Origin of the sequence: Micromonospora sp. NPDC050784, from assembly GCF_044456765.1 — a bacterium.
In the GTDB taxonomy this organism is placed as follows: domain Bacteria; phylum Actinomycetota; class Actinomycetes; order Mycobacteriales; family Micromonosporaceae; genus Micromonospora; species Micromonospora foliorum.
Window position 1 is genome coordinate 1 of sequence record NZ_JBITGG010000040.1, and the last position, 18,772, is coordinate 18,772.

An 18,772-nucleotide genomic window follows, 5' to 3' on the forward strand; every position below is an offset into this window, starting at 1 on the left:
CGCGGCGCGGCCCCCCCCCCCCCCCCACGGGGCGCGACATTGGGCGGGCCCGGCGGGGGGGGGGGGGCGGGGGGCCCCGGGGGGGGGGGGGGGGGGGGGGGGGCCGGGGGGGGCCCGGCCCCCCCACGGTCGGGCTCGGTCAGCCCAGGTACTTCTCCCACGGACCGGTGATGGCCAGGGTGAGGCCCGGGTCCTGCATGTTGACGAAGAGCACCTTGCCGTCCGCGCTGAACGTCGGCCCGCAGAACTCCGAGTCGTTGAGCTGGTTGCGGGCGATCGCGTACGTGGGCCCACCCGGGATCGTGCTGAGCACGTGCGAGGCGCCCGTGCCGTCCTCGGCGAGCACGAGGCTTCCCCACGGGGTGACGGTCACGTTGTCCGGGCCGTCGAAGGTGAGGTCGGTGTACTTGACCGGCGCACCCTCCTCGGAGGCGGTCTGGTGCGGGAAGTACGTCACGAGCTGGATGGTCTGGTTCCTGTAGTTGTAGAACCAGACCATTCCGTCGTGCGGCGCTGCGTCCGCCGGGAGGTCACCCTCGTCCCAGGCGTAGGAGTTGACCACGTACACGCCCTCGTCGGTGGCCCACACGCCCTCGAACTTGCGTCCGCGGGTGACCTGGCCGTCGGCGAACTGCTCGCGCACCGACGTGGTGCGCGCGTCGCGGTCCGGCACCTCGATCCACCGGACCGGGAAGGGGCGGCCCAACTGGGCGGAGGTCAGGTAGGCGACGTCCGGCAGCACCGAACCGTCATCCATGATGATCTGCATCGCGGCGAGGACACCGGCGTTCGGGGCGAGGCGGGTGAGCACGCCGGGGCCAAGCTTGACGCCGTGTGGCGCCGTCCAGCGGTAGAAGAGGCCGTTGGGCTCGTCGGCGTCCTCGGAGAGGTAGATCCGGGTGCGGTCCTTGTCGACGGCCAGGGCCTCGTGGGAGTAGCGGCCCAGGCACTTGATCGGCTTCGGGTCGGCGCTGCCGTCGGCCCACACCTCGAAGACGTAGCCGTGGTCCTTCTGGTAGACGCCGGACCGGCTGCCCTCTTCCCACGTGTCGCCGGCCCGGTCCTCGGTCTCCTCGCAGGTGAGCCAGGTGCCCCAGGGGGTCGGCCCGCCGGCGCAGTTGGAGATGGTGCCGGAGAGCGCCACGAACTCACCCAGGTTGCGGCCGGCGAGGTCGGTCTTGATCACAGTGCAGCCGCCGGCGTCGACGGCGCCCGCGTCGTAGACCGTTCCCTTGACGTGCGGCACGCCGAACTCGGCGCCCGGGTCGATCTCGTGGTTCTGGATCAGCGTGTACCGGCCGCGGCCGGCGTCGTAGACGGCCATGCCGTCGTGGTCCGACGGGGTCGTGCCCTGGCCGCGGTCGAGCCGGGTGACGCCGGTCCGGGTGACCACGGTGTAGCTGAAGCCCTTGGGCAGCGCCAGGACTCCCTTGGGGTCGTCCACCAGCGGCGGGAAGGGCACGTTACCGGGCTTCACCGGCGGGTGCGGCCGGGCCGGGCTGGCCTGGGCCAGCGACGGCAGGCCGCCCGCGACGGCGAGGCCGACGCCGGCGGCGGCGCCGCTGGCGAGGAAGGTACGACGAGAGGAAGGCACGTGGATCAGCTCCTGGTCAGGACAAGTGCGACGACTGGCAGCCAACTCCTGCGGACGGACAGCGACACGTCACCCGAGGAATCGGGCGGTGACATCGACGTTAAGAATCAGGGTCGCGTACGCGACGCCGGGTCGGCCGGCTTGTTCGAGCAGGTGAAGCACCAGCCGCGGTCAACTCTGTTGGTAGTTCACCGCGGCGAAACCGCACGGCTGGTGCAGGTGCAGGTAGTAGGCGCCCTCGCCGACCTCGTCCAGGTCCGCGCCGCCGATCAGACCCACGTAGTCCATCGGGTCGCCGCAGCCGGGGCAGTCGGCGTGCTCGGCGTCCTGGATCCAGTCCGGCCGGCCACCCAGGGTGGAGCCGCCCCGATTCCAGGCGCTGGCCTGGTACGGGCTGGTCAGCGCCGGCCCTGGAACCGGGAGCAGTGTCGGCGGGTCCTCCGGCCCGGCATCGTCACCCAGGTAGCTCGGCCGGGTGTTGCCGGCCCACCAGGTGGTGGCGCCAGCCGGTGTGACCCGGCTGTACAACGTCGTGTAGCAGGCGCAGAAGTGGCAGGTCTCGATCACCAGGCGGCCGGACCAGCCGGTGTGGGCCAGCGCGGCGCCGATGGCGGGGTTGGTGGTGTCGAGGTCGGCGGCGACCCAGAGTGGTGACGCGCACCAGGGGCAGGCGGGTCGGTCCGTGGATGAGGGCGCGTCCCGCATGACCCACCGGTAGGCGACGTCCGCGCACAGGTTCCGCCGGTTGCCGTCCGGGCCGATCGTCCAACCGCCCTCGACCGCGTAGCTCAGCACCCCCACGTGCAGGTCGTCCGCGCCGGCCGGTGGGTGCGTCGACCAGCGACGCAGGGCGTTCTCGGCGAGCGGGTGAGCGCTGTGAGCCAGGATGAGGAGCAGGTCGTTGAGGCACTCCGGCGTCCGCCCGCCGTCGACCTGCTCGATGACCCGGCTGACCACGTCGGCGCCGGCCGCCCGGTACAACGTCGCCGGCCACAGCAGGTCGAGGTCGAGCAGGATCCCGTGGTACGGCGACAGTCTCTGGGGGTCGGCGGCCGCGATCTCGCTCAACTCCTCGATCGCGTCGTCGTCCTCGTCCGCCGCTCTCCTGATCAATTCCTCGATCACCAGCGGATGGTAGCCGGGTGGCGGCGACGCATCACCCGCGGCCGATGGGGTCGACCTCGGTCCGTGGGCCGGCGCGGCTACCCCGGGCTCCGGCGTTCAGCGTCCTCCTGCCGGGGCAGCCTGCGGTCGACGATCCGTGGACGTGTCGGGTGTGGCCCGCCACCAGCGGCGGGACGCCAGCGCCGCCAGCCCGGCGCCGGCGGCGTTGAGCAGGACGTCGTCCACCGACGACACCCGGTCCAGTCGCAGGACGTACTGGGCGGTCTCGACCAGGACCGAGCAGCCGGCCGCGAGGACCAGGATCCGCGGTACCGACGCCAACGCCGGGAACCGCAGCGGGGTGAGGAACCCCAGGGCCGCGAAGACCAGCAGGTTGCCGACGACCTGGACCGTCGCCGTCAGCGGCCCTCCGTCGGAGAAGATCGTGAGTAGGTCGCGCAGCGGCACCAGGGTCACCCGACCGGAGACGGCGCCGGCCTGGTCACCCGGCAACATGATCATCCATACCCAGGGGACCGTGCCGTAGACGATGCCGACGTCGGCCAGCGCCGTCCGCCACGCCGACCCGCTGCCGGCGGCACGTCGGCGGCGTGCCAGGGCCCACACCGCCAGCGCGGCCAACGGCAGGACGACCATCGTGATGAGGACGACGCCGTTGAACGTACCGAGCCAGCCGTGCCAACCCTTGACCATGGAACCCCCGCCATTCGCCCGGACCCGAAACCTACCCGGCCCGGACGGCGGGCGGTCGCCGTTAGTGGCACCCGCGCCTCCCGCACGCACGCCGGTGACCGTCGGTCATCGTTCCTCGGCAGATCGACAGGGCGGGCCAGCCGAGCGCAGGGTGCGAGCCGCCAGGTAACTCAAGGTCGTGCCGCCCCCAACGGCACTGCGGGGGCGGCACGACCGAGCAATCGGGCGGTGGGTCAGCTACGGGTGGCCCACTGCTGGTTGGTGCCGCCGTTGCATGCCCAGAGGATGAGTTTGGTGCCGTTGGCCGTGGCGGCCGCGTTGGCGTCGAGGCAGAGCCCGGACTGGACGCCGGTGATGGTGCCGTTGGAGTTGAGGTTCCACTGTTGGTTGGTGCCGCCGTGGCAGTCCCAGATGATGGCCTGGGTGCCGTTGGTGGTGCCCTGGCCGTTGGCGTCGAGGCACTTGTTGCCGTACACCTGGAGTTGTTTGCCGGCCGTGTAGGTCCAGCGCTGCGCGGTGTTGCCGACGCAGTCCCAGAGTTGGACCTGGGTGCCGTTGGTGGTGCTGCCGTTCGGTACGTCGACGCAGCGGCCGGACTGGGCGCCGACGACCTGGACGTTCTGTTGCGGGTTGCCGCCGCCGGCCGGCGCGTAGGCGGCCGCGTTGATGTTGGCCTGGACGGCGTTCTCGGTGGCCGCCGTCGGGTAGCCGGAGGTCAACACGCCCTCGAAGAAGGTGCCGCGACCGGTGATGCTGTTGTCGCCCCCGATGCCGAGCAGGATCGCGCCCTCCTTCTTCATCGGGTGGTAGCCGTTGGGGCGCGGCCCGTCGAAGTAGGTCGTCAGGCTGCCCGACTGGGCGTTGCCGCCCCGGATCGCCCAGTGGTTCGGCTCGCCCTTGACCATGGCGGTGACGAAGCGGTGGTTGATCGACGCGATGTTGTTGTAGCCCGCGTTGACTCCGGAGAAGAGCCCCCACTCCAGGTCGGCCATGATCCAGGGGCCGGCCCCCGCCCCGTAGCCCCACTGCTTGTTGGCGCCGAAGTAGACGGTCTCCATGATGGCGCGCTCGTCGGCGAGGTTGTTGGTCTGCGCGTTGCCGTAGTCGAAGCAGCACCACTGGTTGTAGTGCGTGCCGTCGACCACCGCGTAGATGCCCTCGGGCTGGTCGCCGGTCGCGACGCCGTTGGTGTTGTTGTTGCGGTAGCCGGTGCCGGGGGCGATGTAGACGCCGTACGCCTTCTGCCCGCCGACGGTGACCGGCGCCGCCTTCGCGTCGGCGAGGTTGTCGAATCCGCCCGGAGCGGGGCCGACGAAGTAGCCGGGGGGCGCCTGGGTGAGGCGGTTGTTGCGGCCGGACTGGTCGTAGATGATCGTGATGACGCAGTTGGTGTTGGCGCAGAACGTGTCCTGGGTGGCGGCGTTCGCGTACCCACCCTCGCTGAGCACACCGATGTCGCGGGTGGTGTTGTCCGACGATCGTCGGACCTGGTAGAGCGGGCCGTTGTACGCGCCATAGAGCGCGCGGGTGGTGCTGTGTGCGGCGACGCACGGCGTGCCGCCGGAGGCGTAGAGGTCACACGGGCCGGTGCCGGCGGCGTGGGCGATGCCCGGCGCGTCCGAGACAACGTAGACGCCAGCGCCGACGACGAGGACCAACAGGGTCCCGGCGGCGGCCAGCAGGCGCCCCAGCTTTCTCCTCACATTCATCGGATCCTTTCCGGTGGGTGGTGGGGGTGGGGTGTGAATTTGACGTCACACGTCATACCTGTGACATTAATGGCTGTCCATCTAATGGCGCTAGTTGGTAAGCGCTGCTCATCGATCGACGAGCCCGGGGACGGATATGCTGGTCAGCGGAGCAAGGTGCGTCCCCGTGTCGGGGCAAAAGTCGATTCGAGGGCGATTGATGAACATCGGGGAGATCGCTCGCCGGGCGGGGGTGTCCCGCAGCACCGTCTCCTACGTGCTCAGCGGGAAACGCAGCGTCTCCGAGGCGACCCGGCAACGGATCCAGTCGGTCATCGACGAGTTGGACTACCGGCCGAACGCCAGCGCCCGTGCGCTGAAGGAGGGGCGTACCCGCACCCTCGGGCTGGTCATCCCGCCGGCGAGCCAGCGGCTGACCGACATGCAACTGGGCTTCGTCGCCAGCGTCGTCGAGGCGGCCGCCCGTCACGACCTCGACGTGCTGCTGTCCCCCTCCGGTGGCGACCACGACCGGTCGTTCGAGCGGATCGTCACCGGGCGTCGGGTGGACGGCGTGGTCCTCATGGAGATCCGGTTGGCGGACGACCGGGTGACTCGGCTGACCAAGGCAGGGCTGCCGTTCGTCACCATTGGCCGGACCGCCGAGCCGCACGGGATGAGCTGGATCGACATCGACTACGCCGGGCTGATCGCCCGGTGCGTGCAGCACCTGGCCGACCTGGGGCACCGGCACGTGGCGCTCGTCAACCGGTCCGCCGAGTTGGTGGCCGCCGGGTACGGTCCCAGCCATCGCGCGCTGACCGGGTTTCGGGCGGCGGCGGCGGAGCGGGGGTTGACCGGCGTGGAGGTCTGCAGCGGCGACGACACCGCCTCCGGCGAGGCGTGTATGGAGCAGCTGCTCGCGACGCACCCGGAGGTCACCGCGGTGGCCACCATCAATGAGGCCGCACTGCCCGGGATGCAACGCGCGTTGACCGGCGCCGGGCTGTCCGTGCCACGCGACTTCTCCGTCACCGGAGTCGCCGCGCAGCACTGGGCGGAGGACTTCCGCCCGCCGCTGACCGCCGCCGACGTGCCGATGGTCGAGATGGGCGCAGAGGCGGTGTCGCTGCTGCTGGAGATCATCGCGGCCCCCGGCGCCGTGCCACGACACCGCCTGTACAGCCCGCCCATCTCGTTGCGTTCCAGCACCGGCCCGGTCCGGGCCCGCTGATCCGACCCGCCTATTCGCCCCTGACCCGCCGTTCCTCCGCAGCGGCGGCGAGGATGAGATAGCTGCTGGCGGTCCAGGTGTACGCGCGGTCCCGCAGGCCGGTGCCGGTCTCGGCGTCGAAGTTCTCCGCGAAGCCGGACTTCTCGCACAGCGCGAGGAACCGCCGACTGATGTCGTCGGCGATCCGGGTCTGCCCGGCCCGGCGCAGGCCATCCTCGACCAGGACGGTGGAGGGCGCCCAGATCGGGCCACGCCAGTAGCCGTCGGCGAGGTAGTGGGCCGAGTCCGTCGGCTCGGTGGCCAGCCCGTGCGTGGTCAGGTGGGTTTCCACGCCTCGCGCCAGTGCGGCGGCGACCGGGGCCGGCAGGTCGGCCCCGAGTGCGACGGGCATCAGGTCGAGCAGGCTGCGGCTCCGTCGTCGGTGCCCGGTGAGCGGGTCACGGGCGCAGAAGCGCTCGCCGTCCCACAGGTCGCGCAGCATGGCCTCGTGGATCCGGTCGGCCTCCCGGGACCAGCGGGCGGCGGGCTCACCCAGCTCGGTGGCGAGGTCGGCGAGGCAACGAAGCTGCGAGACCAGGAACGCGGCGAGGTCGGCCGTCTCGACGACCCGGTTGTCGTCGAAGGTGGTGGCGTTGTCCCAGCCGCTGTCGTTGCCGTGCTGGTAGTGCGGCAGGTCGTGGCCGGGGGCGCGCCGCGCGTCGAGCCAGAACTCGGACCAGCGGACAAGCCGGTCGTACGTCTGCGCCAGCGCCGCCCGGTCCGGCGGCTGGGGAAGGCGTCGGCGCAGGTGACGGAGGGCCCAGCCGTGGATGGGGGGCTTGACGTAGTTGTGCAGGACCTCGGAGTGGGTGACCGAGTCGGGCAGGGCGCCGGCCTCGTCCTGGTGGTCGAAGGGCAGCTGGAACTGGTGCCAGGCCAGCTCCGGCTCGCCGGCCGCCAGGGCGATCGCGTTGAAGCAGTGGTCCCAGCTCCACACCTTGTCCATCCAGTGCTTGGACATCAGGACGGCCGGCCGGGTGACGAAGCCCGCCGGGGCGACCGTGGCCGACCACAGGACGTACGCGGCCAGCTCGGCGGCCGGCGTCTCCGGACCACGCCACGGCGCGATCGCGTCGACGAACGCGGTGAACTCCGCGAGCCGGTCGCGGCACAACTGCTCGAAGGTGGCGGATCGCGTGTACGGGCGGCGCGCCGTGGCGTACTCCTCGATGGCGATCTCCCAGGGCTGGTCGCCGGGAAGGTCGAGGGACCGGTCGGCGGTGCCGAGCGCCTGCGCGCCGTCGGTCCGCAGCAGGGCGCCGGTGAGCACCGTGATCCGGTAGCGGCGACCGGTCTCGTATGAGGTGAACACGTGTGACCCGTCGACCGGGTCGGCGTACAGGTAGGTGCCGCTGAACGGGGTGAGGGTGTGCGCGGCGGCGGCCACCCGCAGGCCGAGCCGGTGGCCCCGGATCCGCAGGGTGTCGGGTCCGTCGTAGACGGCCTCGATCCGGTCGGCCCCGTTGTGCCAGGTCAACAGCGCGGGTGTGGCGACGACGGTGGCGCCGGCGACCGTGGGGGCGAGACGCAGTACGGGGTGCAGCCCGGTCTGGTGGGAGACCAGGTGCAGGTCGTCGGCGTACGTCTTCTCGGCTACCACCGGGGAGATGTTGAACCAGGATCCGCGGTAGCTGAACGGGATGTCCTGGATGGGGAACTCCGGACCGGACGGGGCGACGGTCATGGGTGGCGGGTGCCTTTCTGTGGTGCGGGTGGTCAGTCCTCGACCGCCGCGGATGGTCAGTCCTTGACGGCGCCGGCGGTCACACCCATCGAGACGTACCGCTGGGCCAGGATCAGCAGCACGGCGGCGGGGATCGAGGCGACGACGGCGGTGGCCATGATGGCGTTCCACTGCTGGTTGTTGTTGCCGATGTAGTGGTAGATACCGAGGGTGATCGGCTGGTAGTCGCCGCCGCCGGCGAGGGTCGAGGCGAAGATGAAGTCCGACCAGGACCACAGGAACGCGAAGAGCGACACCGTGACGATCGAGTTGCGGCTGACCGGCAGAACGACCGACCAGAAGGTCCGCAGCCGACCCGCGCCGTCGACCACGGCGGCCTGGAGTAGTTCGTCGGGGATGCCGGACATGAAGGCCGTGAAGATCAGGACAGCGAACGGCACCGCGAGCGTGGTGTCGGCCAGGATCAGGCCGGGCAACGTGTTGAGGACGCCGAGGGTGAGGTAGATGGCGTAGAAGCCCATCGCCATGATGATTCCCGGGATCATCTGCGCGATCAGCAGCACGAAACTCAGCGCCGGGCCGCCGGGTGGCCGGAGCTTCGCCAGCGCGTAGCCGGCGGGGGCGGCCAGTGTCACGGTCAGCGCCACCGTGCCGAGGCCGACCACGAAGCTGGTGCCGAGGTAGGGCAGTTGCTGGTCGAGCACCGCCCGGTAGCCGTCCAGGGTGCCGTTGGTGGGGAACAGGTGCGGGGGACTGGCCCGCATGTCCTGGTCCCGGGTGAAGGACACGTTGATCATCCAGTAGACGGGAAAGAGCATCAGCCCGGTCAGCACCAGGCCGACGCCGGTCTTCCACCAGGCCCGCGGCGTTGAGGTGGTCATCGCAGCTGCTGCCTCCGCTCGATCCGGATGTAGACGAGGCCGGCGATCAGGGCCAGCACGATGAGCAGGTTCCCGATGGCCGCGCCCGGGCCGAACTCGGGCAGCAGGTTGCCGAAGCCGAGCCGGTACGACCAGGTGGCGAGCGTGGCGGAGGAGCCGGTCGGGCCACCCTTGGTCATGATCCAGATGAGGTCGAAGACCTTCAGCGTGTAGATCAGGCCCAGCAGCAGCGTGATCAGGGAGACGGGGCGCAGCAACGGGAAGGTGATCCCCCAGAACCGTTGCCACCCCGTCGCGCCGTCGAGGGCGGACGCCTCGTACATCTCCGTCGGGATCGCCTGCAGGCCGCTGTACAGCACCACCAGGTTGAACGGGATGCCGATCCAGACGTTCGCGATGATCACCGAGGTGAGTGACCAGCCCGGCGAGGTGAGCCAGTTGACCGGGTCGACCCCGACGACGCCGAGCGCCGCGTTGACCAGCCCCGAGTCGCTGTTGAGCAGCCACGACCAGGTCGACGCCGAGACGATCAGGGGCAGCAGCCACGGTACGAGGATCAGCGCCCGCAACGTGCGCGACAGCGGGAAGTGCTTGTAGAAGAAGAGGGCCAGGGCCATACCGATGGTGAACTGGAAGGCGAGCGAGGCCACGGTGAAGACCACTGTGTGCGTCAGTGTCGGCCCGAAGGCCGGGTCGGTCAGCACGGTCCGGTAGTTGTCGAGGCCGGCGAAGGGCGCCCCGCCCTGCACGAACGAGCGGACGGTGTACTCCCGCAGGCTCAACTCGACGTTGCGGTAGAGCGGGTAGGCGTAGAAGGCCGCCAGGTAGATGGTCACGGGTGCCAGGAAGCCCCACGCCCACCAGCGGCTGGGCCGGCGGGCACGGGACGGGGGAGGCCCGGGTGGGGCGGCGCTCGCCGCCCCACCCTGGCCGCGTACGGCGGTGGAGGTCTCTGTCGTGGAGGGCATGGTGTCGGTTCGGATCGCTTACCTGGTCATGGCGGCGGTCTGCGCGGCGGTCAGTGCCTCCTGGGGCGACTTCCCGCCGCTGAGGGCCGACTGCACCGCGGTCCACAGCGCCTCGGAGATCTTCGGGTACTTCGTGCCGAGGTTGTCACCGGTGCGGCCCTTGGCTGCCCGGACCGCCTCCACCCAGACCTTGAGCTTGGGGTCCGCGCTCGCCTGTCGTTCCTGCACGGCGGCGACGGGTGCGACGTAGGAGAGCGTGGTGTCCGTGGTGAGGAGGTTGTCGGCGTTGGTCAGACAGGCGACGAGCTTCTGCGACGTCTCGTACCGGCCGGTGTTCTTCTGCACCGGGATGGAGACGAACTCACCACCGGTGGGCGCCGGGGCCGGGCCGCCCGCGCTGGCTGGGATCGCGATCGTGCCGTACGAGAAGCCCAGCTTCTCCGCGTTGGCCAGCTGCCAGGTGCCGTTTTCGGCGAAGGCGTAGTCGCCGGTGGCGAACTCCTGCCAGCTCGTGGTCTGGGTGTTGTTGATGACGGAGTTGGGGGCGTGGCCCTGCTTGAGCCAGTCGGTCCAGAGCGTCAACGCGGACACCGCCTGCGGCGAGTCCAGACTGGTCAGTTGGGCGCCCGACCCCCAGAACCAGGGCAGGAACTGGAAACTGCCCTCCTCGGTGCCGATCGCGGAGAAGGTGATGCCCTTCTTCCCCTTGGCCTTGACCTTGGTCAGTGCCGCGGTCAGTGACGTCCAGTCCGTGACGGCGGCGGGGTCGACGCCGGCGACGGTGAGCAGGTCCTTGTTGTAGTAGAGGGCCAGGGTGTTCGCCCCGATCGGCACCCCGTAGGTCTTGCCGTCGCTCTGGCCGGCGCCGAGCAGGTTCTTCTCCATCGCCGAGACGTCCAGCTTGTTGTCGTCGGTGGTGGTGAGCGCACCCGCCTCGGCCAGAGTCGAGATGACCGGGTTGTCCACGATCAGCACGTCCGGTGAGTTTCCCTGCTGGGCGGCGAGCAGAGCCTTGTTGGTCAGGTCGGTGGTGTCGTAGCCGGTTCGCTCGACCGTCACCCCTGCGGAGGTGCCGCACTTCTTGAGCAGCGCGACCCACTCGGAGTCGTCGGCGAACTGCGGATACGGGTCCCAGACGAGGTAGGCGCCACCGTCGGTGGGGCCGTCGGCGGACGACGAGCAGGCGCTGGTTGTCACTGCGGCAAGTGCTATCACGGCGACGGCGGCCAGGCGCCGCCGACGACTGAGTCCGGTCATGTGGTGCCTCACTTCAAATCGATCGTCAGGTGGGGTGTGTGAGGTGATCGTCGCGGGTTGGACCAGTCCAACCATGAGGCGAATCGATTCGACGAATCGGTTCGCCCGAAGATAGGTCTGGCCATGCCCGAAGGTCAATAGTCAGTTGCCGGCGCTGGGAGGAGCGCTGGGCAACACGGACGTCACCGCGCCGTTACTTCATTGACATGGTTCAGTTCCCGGTCCTACGATCCGTGCGAATCGATTCGCAAGCGCTGCCCTCCGGAGAGCGTCCCCCGCGCCCGACCAAGGAGCCGCCCGTGAAAACCCCGTCCCGCAGCAGACCCGGACGAGCCCGCGTGTCCGTGGCCCGACTCGTCGTCGGCCTGCTCGCCGCCGCTGCCGCCGTCACCGTCGTCCCGTCCCCCGCCCAGGCCGCCGACGAGTCGATAAGCGTCAACTTCGCCACCACCAACGGTGCGCCGACCTACCGCGCCTCCGGCTGGATCTACGGCATGACCGAGAACGCCAGCGGTCCGGCCGACCACTTCTACCGGGACGTCAAGTTCCAGTACATGCGCGCCGGCGGCGCGCAGCTCCCGGGCAGTGGCTGGGTCGGCGGCACCTACGACCGTCGCTGGAACTCCACACTCGCCCAGGCGCGTCGGACCACCGCCCTCGGCGGAAAGTTCATCATCCTGCCGCACGACCTCTGGGGTGCCGACGGCGCCGGAATCTCCCGCTTCCCCGGTGACAACGGCAACTGGACCGACTACGACAACTTCCTGACCCGCCTGATCAGCGACGTCCGGGCGTCCGGGCTGTCGGTGCAGTGGGACATCTGGAACGAACCCAACATCACCATCTTCTGGAACCGGCCGATCTCCCAGTACCTCGAACTGTGGCGTCGGACCTACCAGCGCATCCGGGCGGAGTTCCCCAGCCAGCTCATCGTCGGGCCGAGCTGTGCCTGCGTACCGTCGACCAACCACGCCTTCTGGAACCAGTACCTGGACTTCGTCCGCTCGACCAACACGGTGCCGGACATCATCAGCTGGCACTCGCTGCCCGGTGACCCGGTCGCCAACGTCGCCGCCGCCAACGCCACCCTCGACCCGCGCGGCATCGCCCACCCGCGTCCGTACCAGATCAACGAGTACGGCGCGCCCGACGAGCAGAACCCGGCCGACGGCGCCTGGTACATCGCGCGCCTGGAGCGGGCCCGCGCCGACGGCCTGCGGGCGAACTGGGCCAGCGGCGGCAGCCTGCACAACGACCTCGGCAACCTGTTGATCCGCAACTCGGCCGGTCAGCACCAGCCAAAGGGGGAGTGGTGGAACTACCGCTACTACGCCTCCCAGGTCGGGGAGATCGTCGCGGTGACCCCCAGCCAGTCGTACGACGCGTACGCCACGAAGACGGCCGGGGTGGCGAAGGTGCTCATCGGCGGTGGTCGTACCACCGGGAACCTGACCGTCAACCTGCAACGCCTGGACACCACCAGCGGCATCGTGCAGAACAACCAGGTCCGGGTGCTCACCCAACGCATCCCGCACAACGGCGGCGGCGCCGTGGCGGGACCGGTCACCGTCTCGAACAGCGTGGTCGGCGTGTCCAACAACAACGCCACGGTGACCCTGCCGTACACCAACCAGACCGACACCTACACCGTCACGCTGCTGCCCCCCTCGGACGGCGGCTTCCAGTCGGTGGCGGTGGCCCAGCACTCCCAGCAGTGCCTGAACAACGCCGGCCTGAGCACCGCCGACGGCAACGTCCAACAGCAGAACTACTGCGACGGCGGCGACCAGCAGCTCTGGAACTTCCGTCCGGTCGCCGGCGTGGCCGACACCTACACGGTGGTCAACCAGCAGAGCGGCAAGTGCCTCGACGTCAGCGGCGTGTCCACCGCCGACGGTGCGGCCGTGCACCAGTGGACCTGCCTGAACGGCCTCAACCAGCAGTTCACGCTGCGCAAGGTGACCTACTCGGGCAACGACTCGCACGACTACCAACTCGTCGCCCGGCACAGTGGCAAGTGTGTCGATGTCAACGCGGTCTCCACGGCGGCCGGTGCGCTGGTCCACCAGTGGACCTGCAAGGCGGTCAACCAGGGCAGCCCGTTGAACCAGACGTGGCGGATCCTGGGGCGGTAGGCGTCCCGGGGGAGGTGGTGCGCTGGTCGTCCGCCCAACGGCCAGCGCGCCACCTCCCTATCGCATTCGTTGACATGAATTAAACAAAGGTCATACCATTCGCTGCGAATCGATTCGCCATCGCCACCGCCCTCCGTGGCGCGTCGACACCCCCACCGCGCTTCCACGACTCCGAGGAGCCACCTCGTGCGAACCCCGTCCCCCGTCGGGCCAGGAAAGGCCCGTGATCCCATCCCAAGACGTCAGCGCGCCCGACGTCTGACCGCCCTGGCGGGTGCGCTGGTCGGCGTTCTCGTCGGCATCGGCGCCACCCCCGGTGCCTCGGCGCCGATCGCCGAGGCCGCCGCCGTGGCGGCCGCCATCGCACCTGGGCAGAGCACCCCGATCGTCGGTACGCCGTCCGGCCGCTGCCTCGAGGTGCCCAACTCCAGCACCACCAACGGCACCCAGACACAACTCTGGGACTGCAACGGCACTGCCGGCCAGACCTGGACGTGGACGTCGACCAAGCAACTCCAGGTGTACGGCAACAAGTGCCTGGACGCCTCCGGCCGCGGCACCACCAACGGCACCCAGGCGATCATCTGGGACTGCAACGGCCAGAACAACCAGCAGTGGAACGTCAACAGCAACGGCACCATCACCGGCGTGCAGTCCGGGCTCTGCCTGGACGCCAACGGCGCCGCCACCGCGAACGGCACCAAGGTCATCCTCTGGGCCTGCAACGGTGGCGCCAACCAGCAGTGGGCCTCGCCGACCACCACCCCGCCGCCGACCAACCCGCCGACCGGCGCGCGGCCCTGTGACATCTACGCCTCCGGCGGCACCCCGTGCATCGCGGCGCACAGCACCACGCGGGCACTCTACGAGGCGTACGCCGGCAACCTCTACCAGGTCCGACGCTCGTCGGACAACACGACCCGCAACATCGGGCTGACGGGTACCGGCGGCACGGCCAACGCGGCGACGCAGGACTCGTTCTGCACCGGCACGACCTGCGTGATCACGGTCGTCTTCGACCAGTCCGGGCGCGGGAACGACCTCTGGTACCAGGGGTCCAGCGTCGTTCCGGGTTCACCGCAGAGCAAGCCGGCGATCGCGACCTCGGAGTCGCTGACCGTGGGCGGCGCGAAGGCGTACTCGCTCTACATCAATCCCGGTAACAGCTACTGGCGCGACGGGCACCTCACCGGCGTACCGACAGGCGCGGCGCCCGAGGGCATGTACATGGTGACCAGCGGGACCCACGTCAACAGCGGCTGCTGCTTCGACTACGGCAACAGCGAGACGACCCGGAAGGCCGACGCCGCCGGGGCGATGGACGCCATCAACTTCGGCAAGCAGTGCTGGTTCGGCGGCTGCTCCGGCAGCGGCCCCTGGGTGCAGGCCGACCTCGAATGGGGCCTGTTCCCGGGTGGGAGCAGCTCCTGGAACCCGAACCAGCGCGCGTTCACCAGCAAGTTCGTCACCGCGACGCTGAAGAACAACGGCACGTCCCGCTTCGCCATCAAGGGCAGCGACGCGCAGTCCGGCAGCCTCTACACGCTGTGGGACGGCTCGCTCCCGCCCGGATACAGCCCGATGAAGAAGCAGGGCGCGATCATCCTGGGCAGTGGCGGTGACTGCTGCAAGCCCGACGGCGGCGCGAACCTGAGCGCCGGCACCTTCTACGAGGGGGCGATGGTCGCCGGCTATCCGTCCGACGCGACCGAGAACGCCGTGCAGGCCAGCGTGGTGACCGCCGGTTACCGCTGATCCCGGCGACGCCCGAACGAGTCGCGCGCCGGTCACCACCTGCTGGTGACCGGCGCACGCTCGGGTGGACGTCGACCCGGTCTCAGGCGACCGTGCAGGACGCGCCGTTGAGGGTGAACGAGGACGGCCGGGCGTTGTTACCGGTGTGGGTGGCCTGGAAGCCGAAGCTCACCGAGCCGTTGGCGGGGATGCCGCCGTTGTAGGCGACGTTCCGGGCCGTCACCTGCCCCGAGTTGGGCGAGTAGGTGGCGTTCCAGCCCGAGGTGATGGTCTGCCCGCCCGGCAGGGTGAAGACCAGGGACCAGCCGTCGACGGCGCTGGTGCCGGTGTTCGTGACGGTGATGTTCTCGGTCAGCCCGGTGTTCCAGGCGTTGACGTCGACAGTCACCCGGCAGGCGCCGGAAGCCGGCGGCGGGGTGGTCGGCGGCGGCGTGGTGGGTGGCGGGGTGGTCGGGGGTGGCGTGGTCGGGGGCGGCGTCGTGGGGTCGGTCAGTCCGAAGAACGCGATGGCGGACGCAGCCATGCCGCCGGAGGGCAGGCTGTGCCCGGCCCCTTGGATGCTGTACGCCTCCACCTGGACGGTGCCGCCGCTGTCGGCGTACCGGCGCCGGTTCCAGTTGGCCTGCGGCGTGTCGGTGGAGGTGGGCGTCTGGCTCAGCCCGAACACGTTGGTCCACTGCTCGATCGCCTCCTGCAACAGGGAGTACGGCACGAGCGTGTCGTTGGTGCCGTGCCACAGCTGCACGCGGGGGCGGGGTCCGGAGTAGCCGGGGTACGCCTGGCGGACCGCGTCCCCCCACTGCTGCGGGGTCCGGTTCATGTTTCCGCCGGTGCACTGGCTACTGGTGGGCGGGAAGTCCGCCGCGTTGGCGAAGCAGTTGAACGGCACGCCCATGAACGCGGCGCCGGCCTTGAACAGGTCGGGATAGAGGGCCAGCATGTGGTTGGTCATCATGCCGCCGGACGAACTGCCGGTGGCGTAGACCCGGTCCGGGTCGGCGGCGTACTGCTGTTGCACGTACCGGATCATGGAGACGATCGAGACCGGGTCGCTGCCACCGCCACGTCGCTTGGCGGCGTCCGACCAGACGTCGAAGCAGTTGCCGAACCCGGCCTGCTGGGTGGCGGACGGGTAGATCACGATGTATCCGTAGCGGTCGGCGAGGCTGGCGAACTCACTCCCGGAGTAGAAGCCGGGGCCGGACCCGCCGCAGCCGTGCATGGCCACCACGACCGCTGGCCGGGCCGGGCGGTTGTCCGGCACGTAGACGTGCATGCGCATCCGGCCCGGGTTGTCGCCGAAGCTGGTCACCTCGGTCAGTGACGCCGCGTACGCGGGCCCGACCGTGGGGACCACCAGGCCGGCGGCCACCAGTGACGCGGCCAGGGCGAACAGCAGTTTCCTTCTGATCTTCAACGGACGACTCCTTCGATTGCCTGTGCAGGCTGGATCGGCCGTGCGATCCGGTCGCGGGTGTGCCCGACTCCCACGGTGATCGCACGAGGCCCGCTACCTGTGGCTCGCCCGGCCCGGCTTCGGATGGCGTCGCGGGGCATTTAGTGTTCCCTCCGGACCAACAAGTGTCAATCGAAGGCTCTCGATCTGTGTGGCGACGGTCGGTCTACAGTCGTTCTGCTGTCCCCGAGGAGCACGGAGCGCCTGTGGCAAGCCCCTTCGACATCGACGAGATCTATCCGGACGATGGAGACCACTCCCTCCGGCTGCCTCGTAAGCAGGTCGGCAACTCACCCCAGGGTGTCGCGGTGACCCTGTTGGCCGACTACACGCTGCGGACCCGTGCCGCCCTCCCGTCCGCCGCCATCGTCGCGCTGCTCGGGGAGACCGGCGTGACGACGGCCGGAGCGCGGACCGCGATCAGCCGGCTGGCCCGCCGTGGCGTGTTGGAGGGCAGTCGACTGGGGCGGCGCAGCTCCTACCGGCTCAGCCACGCCGCCGCCGCCAACCTCTCCGCCGGAGGGCAGTGGATCCTCGCCTCCACCACCTCGACGACGGGGTGGGACGGGTGCTGGACGCTCATCGCCTTCTCGCTGCCGCAGGATCGCAGTACGCAGCGCCGGGCCCTGCGGGCGCAACTGCGGTGGCTCGGTTACGCGCCGCTGTACGACGGGTTGTGGATCTCGCCGCAGGAGTTGACCCCCGCGGCTCGGGCCGAACTCGACCGGCTCACCCTCGGCGCCGTGACGGTGTTTCGCGGGCGGCAGACCGCGCTCGCCTCGACCATCCACCGTGCGCCGATCGAGGCCTGGGACATCGCGGCCATCAGCCGGAGTTACGACGCGTTCCTCCAGCGTTGGACGCCACTGTTGCCCGAAGTGCTGACCGGGCAGGTCGACGGTGCCGCCGCGGTGCGAGCCCGTACCGAGGTCATGGACACCTTCCGGCGTTTCCCCGTCCTCGATCCGCAGTTGCCCGTGGAGCTCCTCCCGACCGAATGGCTCAGACGTCCGGCGCGGGAGCTGTTCGCGGCCGTCTACGACGGCCTCGCCGCACCCGCCGAGCGACACGTCCGGGCGGTCGTCGAGCGGATCGCCGACGCCGCGCAGCCCGGCATCGAGGCCCACACCACGGCCGACCTGGTCGCCGGAGTGCGCGCCGACGTGGCGCCGGCGCAGCGGCCTGCGAGCGGCTCGGCCACCGGGTGCTCGTGAACCCTGGGGCGGTCACCGTCGGCCGACGACTGTGAGCGATAACAGGGTTGCTGTCCGGTGCGGTCCCGGCGGCACGCTGGCACGGCCCGTCCGCTGGTCGGGCGGCGGCTGAGCACGGTTGCCCTGGGTCTCCGGGACCGGGCGAAAGGTGGCGTTCCGGGAGATCGGCGTGAACGACTCGTTACGTCTTGACGTACGGCATGTTATCGCTCACTCTCGATATAGAGGACGATCGCTGCCGTGGCTCACCGGGCGAGCCGCACGGGGTCGTACCTCGGATCACGACGTCCGCAAGGGCAGGCGGACGTCACCTCGGGACCCGGCAGTTGCCGGCGACAGCCCTCTCGGCCTGTGTGCTGATGCCGGGCGGCCAGGACGATCGTCCCGATCGGTCGTCCCGAGCGAAGTGGCACATCACCACCACCGATGCAACCACTGAAAAGGAACGCCATGAAACCCATGAGAACGATGCTGGCGGCGGCGACCATCGCCGTCGCCCTCACCACCGGTATGACGGTGGCGCTGACTCCCGCGTCCGGTGCCGGCACGACTCTGAAGGCGGCCGCCGCCGAGAAGGGCCGCTACTTCGGTGCCGCCGTGGCGACCGGCAAGCTGTCCACCAGCGCGTACACGACGATTCTGAACCGTGAGTTCAACAGTGTCGTGCCCGAGAACGAGATGAAGTGGGACGCCACCGAGCCGCAGCAGGGTCGGTTCAGCTACACCGGTGGTGACCGTCTGGTCAGTCACGCGCAGGCCAACGGCATGAGCGTGCGCGGACACGCGTTGTTGTGGCACGCCCAGCAGCCGGGCTGGGCGCAGGGCATGTCCGGCAGCGCGTTGCGCAACGCGGCGATCAACCACGTCACCCAGGTCGCGACACACTTCCGCGGCAAGATCTACGCCTGGGACGTGGTGAACGAGGCGTTCGCCGACGGTGGTGGCGGCGGGCGGCGTGACTCGAACCTGCAGCGCACCGGCAACGACTGGATCGAGGCGGCGTTCCGGGCGGCGCGGGCGGCGGACCCGGGTGCGAAGTTGTGTTACAA

General features: G+C 69.9%; 14 protein-coding genes. 5 read left to right on the forward strand and 9 right to left on the reverse strand.

Features of this window, described 5'->3' with window-relative positions; genetic code table 11:
* Positions 1-139: 139 nt before the first annotated feature.
* From ACIBD9_RS31915 to ACIBD9_RS31930, 4 genes are all read right to left on the reverse strand, one after another.
* Complete coding sequence (locus tag ACIBD9_RS31915; protein WP_396723237.1) at positions 140-1,594, reverse strand: alkaline phosphatase PhoX; 1,455 nt, start codon at positions 1,592-1,594, stop codon at positions 140-142.
* A gap of 171 nt (positions 1,595-1,765) precedes the next feature.
* Entirely contained in the window at positions 1,766-2,719 is a 954-nt protein-coding gene (locus ACIBD9_RS31920) for a hypothetical protein (protein ID WP_396723239.1), read from the reverse strand.
* A 96-nt stretch (positions 2,720-2,815) separates the two neighbouring features.
* Positions 2,816-3,412, reverse strand: coding sequence for a VanZ family protein (locus tag ACIBD9_RS31925; protein ID WP_396723241.1), 597 nt, complete (start codon positions 3,410-3,412; stop codon positions 2,816-2,818).
* Positions 3,413-3,645: 233 nt separating this feature from the next.
* Positions 3,646-5,121, reverse strand: a complete 1,476-nt coding sequence (locus ACIBD9_RS31930) for an arabinofuranosidase catalytic domain-containing protein (RefSeq protein WP_396723243.1) — start codon at positions 5,119-5,121, stop codon at positions 3,646-3,648.
* A 199-nt stretch (positions 5,122-5,320) separates the two neighbouring features.
* Between ACIBD9_RS31930 and ACIBD9_RS31935 the strand changes: the two genes are divergently transcribed.
* Complete coding sequence (locus ACIBD9_RS31935; RefSeq protein WP_355430210.1) at positions 5,321-6,334, forward strand: LacI family DNA-binding transcriptional regulator; 1,014 nt, start codon at positions 5,321-5,323, stop codon at positions 6,332-6,334.
* A 10-nt stretch (positions 6,335-6,344) separates the two neighbouring features.
* Here the strand turns inward: ACIBD9_RS31935 and ACIBD9_RS31940 are convergent, their stop codons facing one another.
* Genes ACIBD9_RS31940 through ACIBD9_RS31955 form a run of 4 tightly spaced genes read right to left on the reverse strand, consistent with a single transcriptional unit; the run spans position 6,345 to position 11,163 of the window.
* Positions 6,345-8,057, reverse strand: coding sequence for an amylo-alpha-1,6-glucosidase (locus ACIBD9_RS31940; RefSeq protein WP_396723245.1), 1,713 nt, complete (start codon positions 8,055-8,057; stop codon positions 6,345-6,347).
* Between the two features lie 56 nt (positions 8,058-8,113).
* A complete protein-coding gene (locus ACIBD9_RS31945; RefSeq protein ID WP_396723247.1) occupies positions 8,114-8,938 on the reverse strand; it encodes a carbohydrate ABC transporter permease in 825 nt (274 codons plus the stop codon).
* The gene (locus tag ACIBD9_RS31950; protein ID WP_396723249.1) at positions 8,935-9,906 is read right to left on the reverse strand and encodes a carbohydrate ABC transporter permease; all 972 of its coding nucleotides are present in this window, start codon (positions 9,904-9,906) and stop codon (positions 8,935-8,937) included. Before ACIBD9_RS31950 ends, ACIBD9_RS31945 begins: the two co-directional genes overlap by 4 nt.
* Positions 9,907-9,924: 18 nt before the next feature.
* On the reverse strand, positions 9,925-11,163 hold the full coding sequence (locus tag ACIBD9_RS31955) for an extracellular solute-binding protein (protein ID WP_396723251.1): 1,239 nt from the start codon (positions 11,161-11,163) through the stop codon (positions 9,925-9,927).
* A gap of 338 nt (positions 11,164-11,501) precedes the next feature.
* Between ACIBD9_RS31955 and ACIBD9_RS31960 the strand changes: the two genes are divergently transcribed.
* A complete protein-coding gene (locus ACIBD9_RS31960) occupies positions 11,502-13,298 on the forward strand; it encodes an RICIN domain-containing protein (protein WP_396723253.1) in 1,797 nt (598 codons plus the stop codon).
* A 186-nt stretch (positions 13,299-13,484) separates the two neighbouring features.
* The gene (locus ACIBD9_RS31965) at positions 13,485-15,053 is read left to right on the forward strand and encodes an arabinofuranosidase catalytic domain-containing protein (protein ID WP_396723255.1); all 1,569 of its coding nucleotides are present in this window, start codon (positions 13,485-13,487) and stop codon (positions 15,051-15,053) included.
* An 82-nt stretch (positions 15,054-15,135) separates the two neighbouring features.
* Here ACIBD9_RS31965 and ACIBD9_RS31970 read toward each other — a convergent pair whose 3' ends face one another.
* Positions 15,136-16,470 (reverse strand): PHB depolymerase family esterase, encoded by a 1,335-nt coding sequence (locus ACIBD9_RS31970; RefSeq protein WP_396723257.1) that lies wholly within the window; start codon positions 16,468-16,470, stop codon positions 15,136-15,138.
* A gap of 245 nt (positions 16,471-16,715) precedes the next feature.
* On the opposite strand from ACIBD9_RS31970, the gene ACIBD9_RS31975 reads away from it, so the two are divergent.
* The gene (locus ACIBD9_RS31975; RefSeq protein WP_396723259.1) at positions 16,716-17,723 is read left to right on the forward strand and encodes a PaaX family transcriptional regulator C-terminal domain-containing protein; all 1,008 of its coding nucleotides are present in this window, start codon (positions 16,716-16,718) and stop codon (positions 17,721-17,723) included.
* Between the two features lie 459 nt (positions 17,724-18,182).
* A partial coding sequence (locus ACIBD9_RS31980) for an endo-1,4-beta-xylanase (protein ID WP_396723261.1) occupies positions 18,183-18,772 on the forward strand: 590 nt, incomplete at its 3' end.

What these genes read in the sequence shown, in the direction of transcription:
- ACIBD9_RS31925 (WP_396723241.1), bottom strand. Translation starts at nt 3,412, where the DNA reads ATGGTCAAGGGTTGGCACGGCTGGCTCGGTACGTTCAACGGCGTCGTC.
- ACIBD9_RS31930 (WP_396723243.1), bottom strand. Translation starts at nt 5,121, where the DNA reads ATGAATGTGAGGAGAAAGCTGGGGCGCCTGCTGGCCGCCGCCGGGACC.
- ACIBD9_RS31935 (WP_355430210.1), top strand. Translation starts at nt 5,321, where the DNA reads ATGAACATCGGGGAGATCGCTCGCCGGGCGGGGGTGTCCCGCAGCACC.
- ACIBD9_RS31940 (WP_396723245.1), bottom strand. Translation starts at nt 8,057, where the DNA reads ATGACCGTCGCCCCGTCCGGTCCGGAGTTCCCCATCCAGGACATCCCG.
- ACIBD9_RS31945 (WP_396723247.1), bottom strand. Translation starts at nt 8,938, where the DNA reads ATGACCACCTCAACGCCGCGGGCCTGGTGGAAGACCGGCGTCGGCCTG.
- ACIBD9_RS31950 (WP_396723249.1), bottom strand. Translation starts at nt 9,906, where the DNA reads ATGCCCTCCACGACAGAGACCTCCACCGCCGTACGCGGCCAGGGTGGG.
- ACIBD9_RS31955 (WP_396723251.1), bottom strand. Translation starts at nt 11,163, where the DNA reads ATGACCGGACTCAGTCGTCGGCGGCGCCTGGCCGCCGTCGCCGTGATA.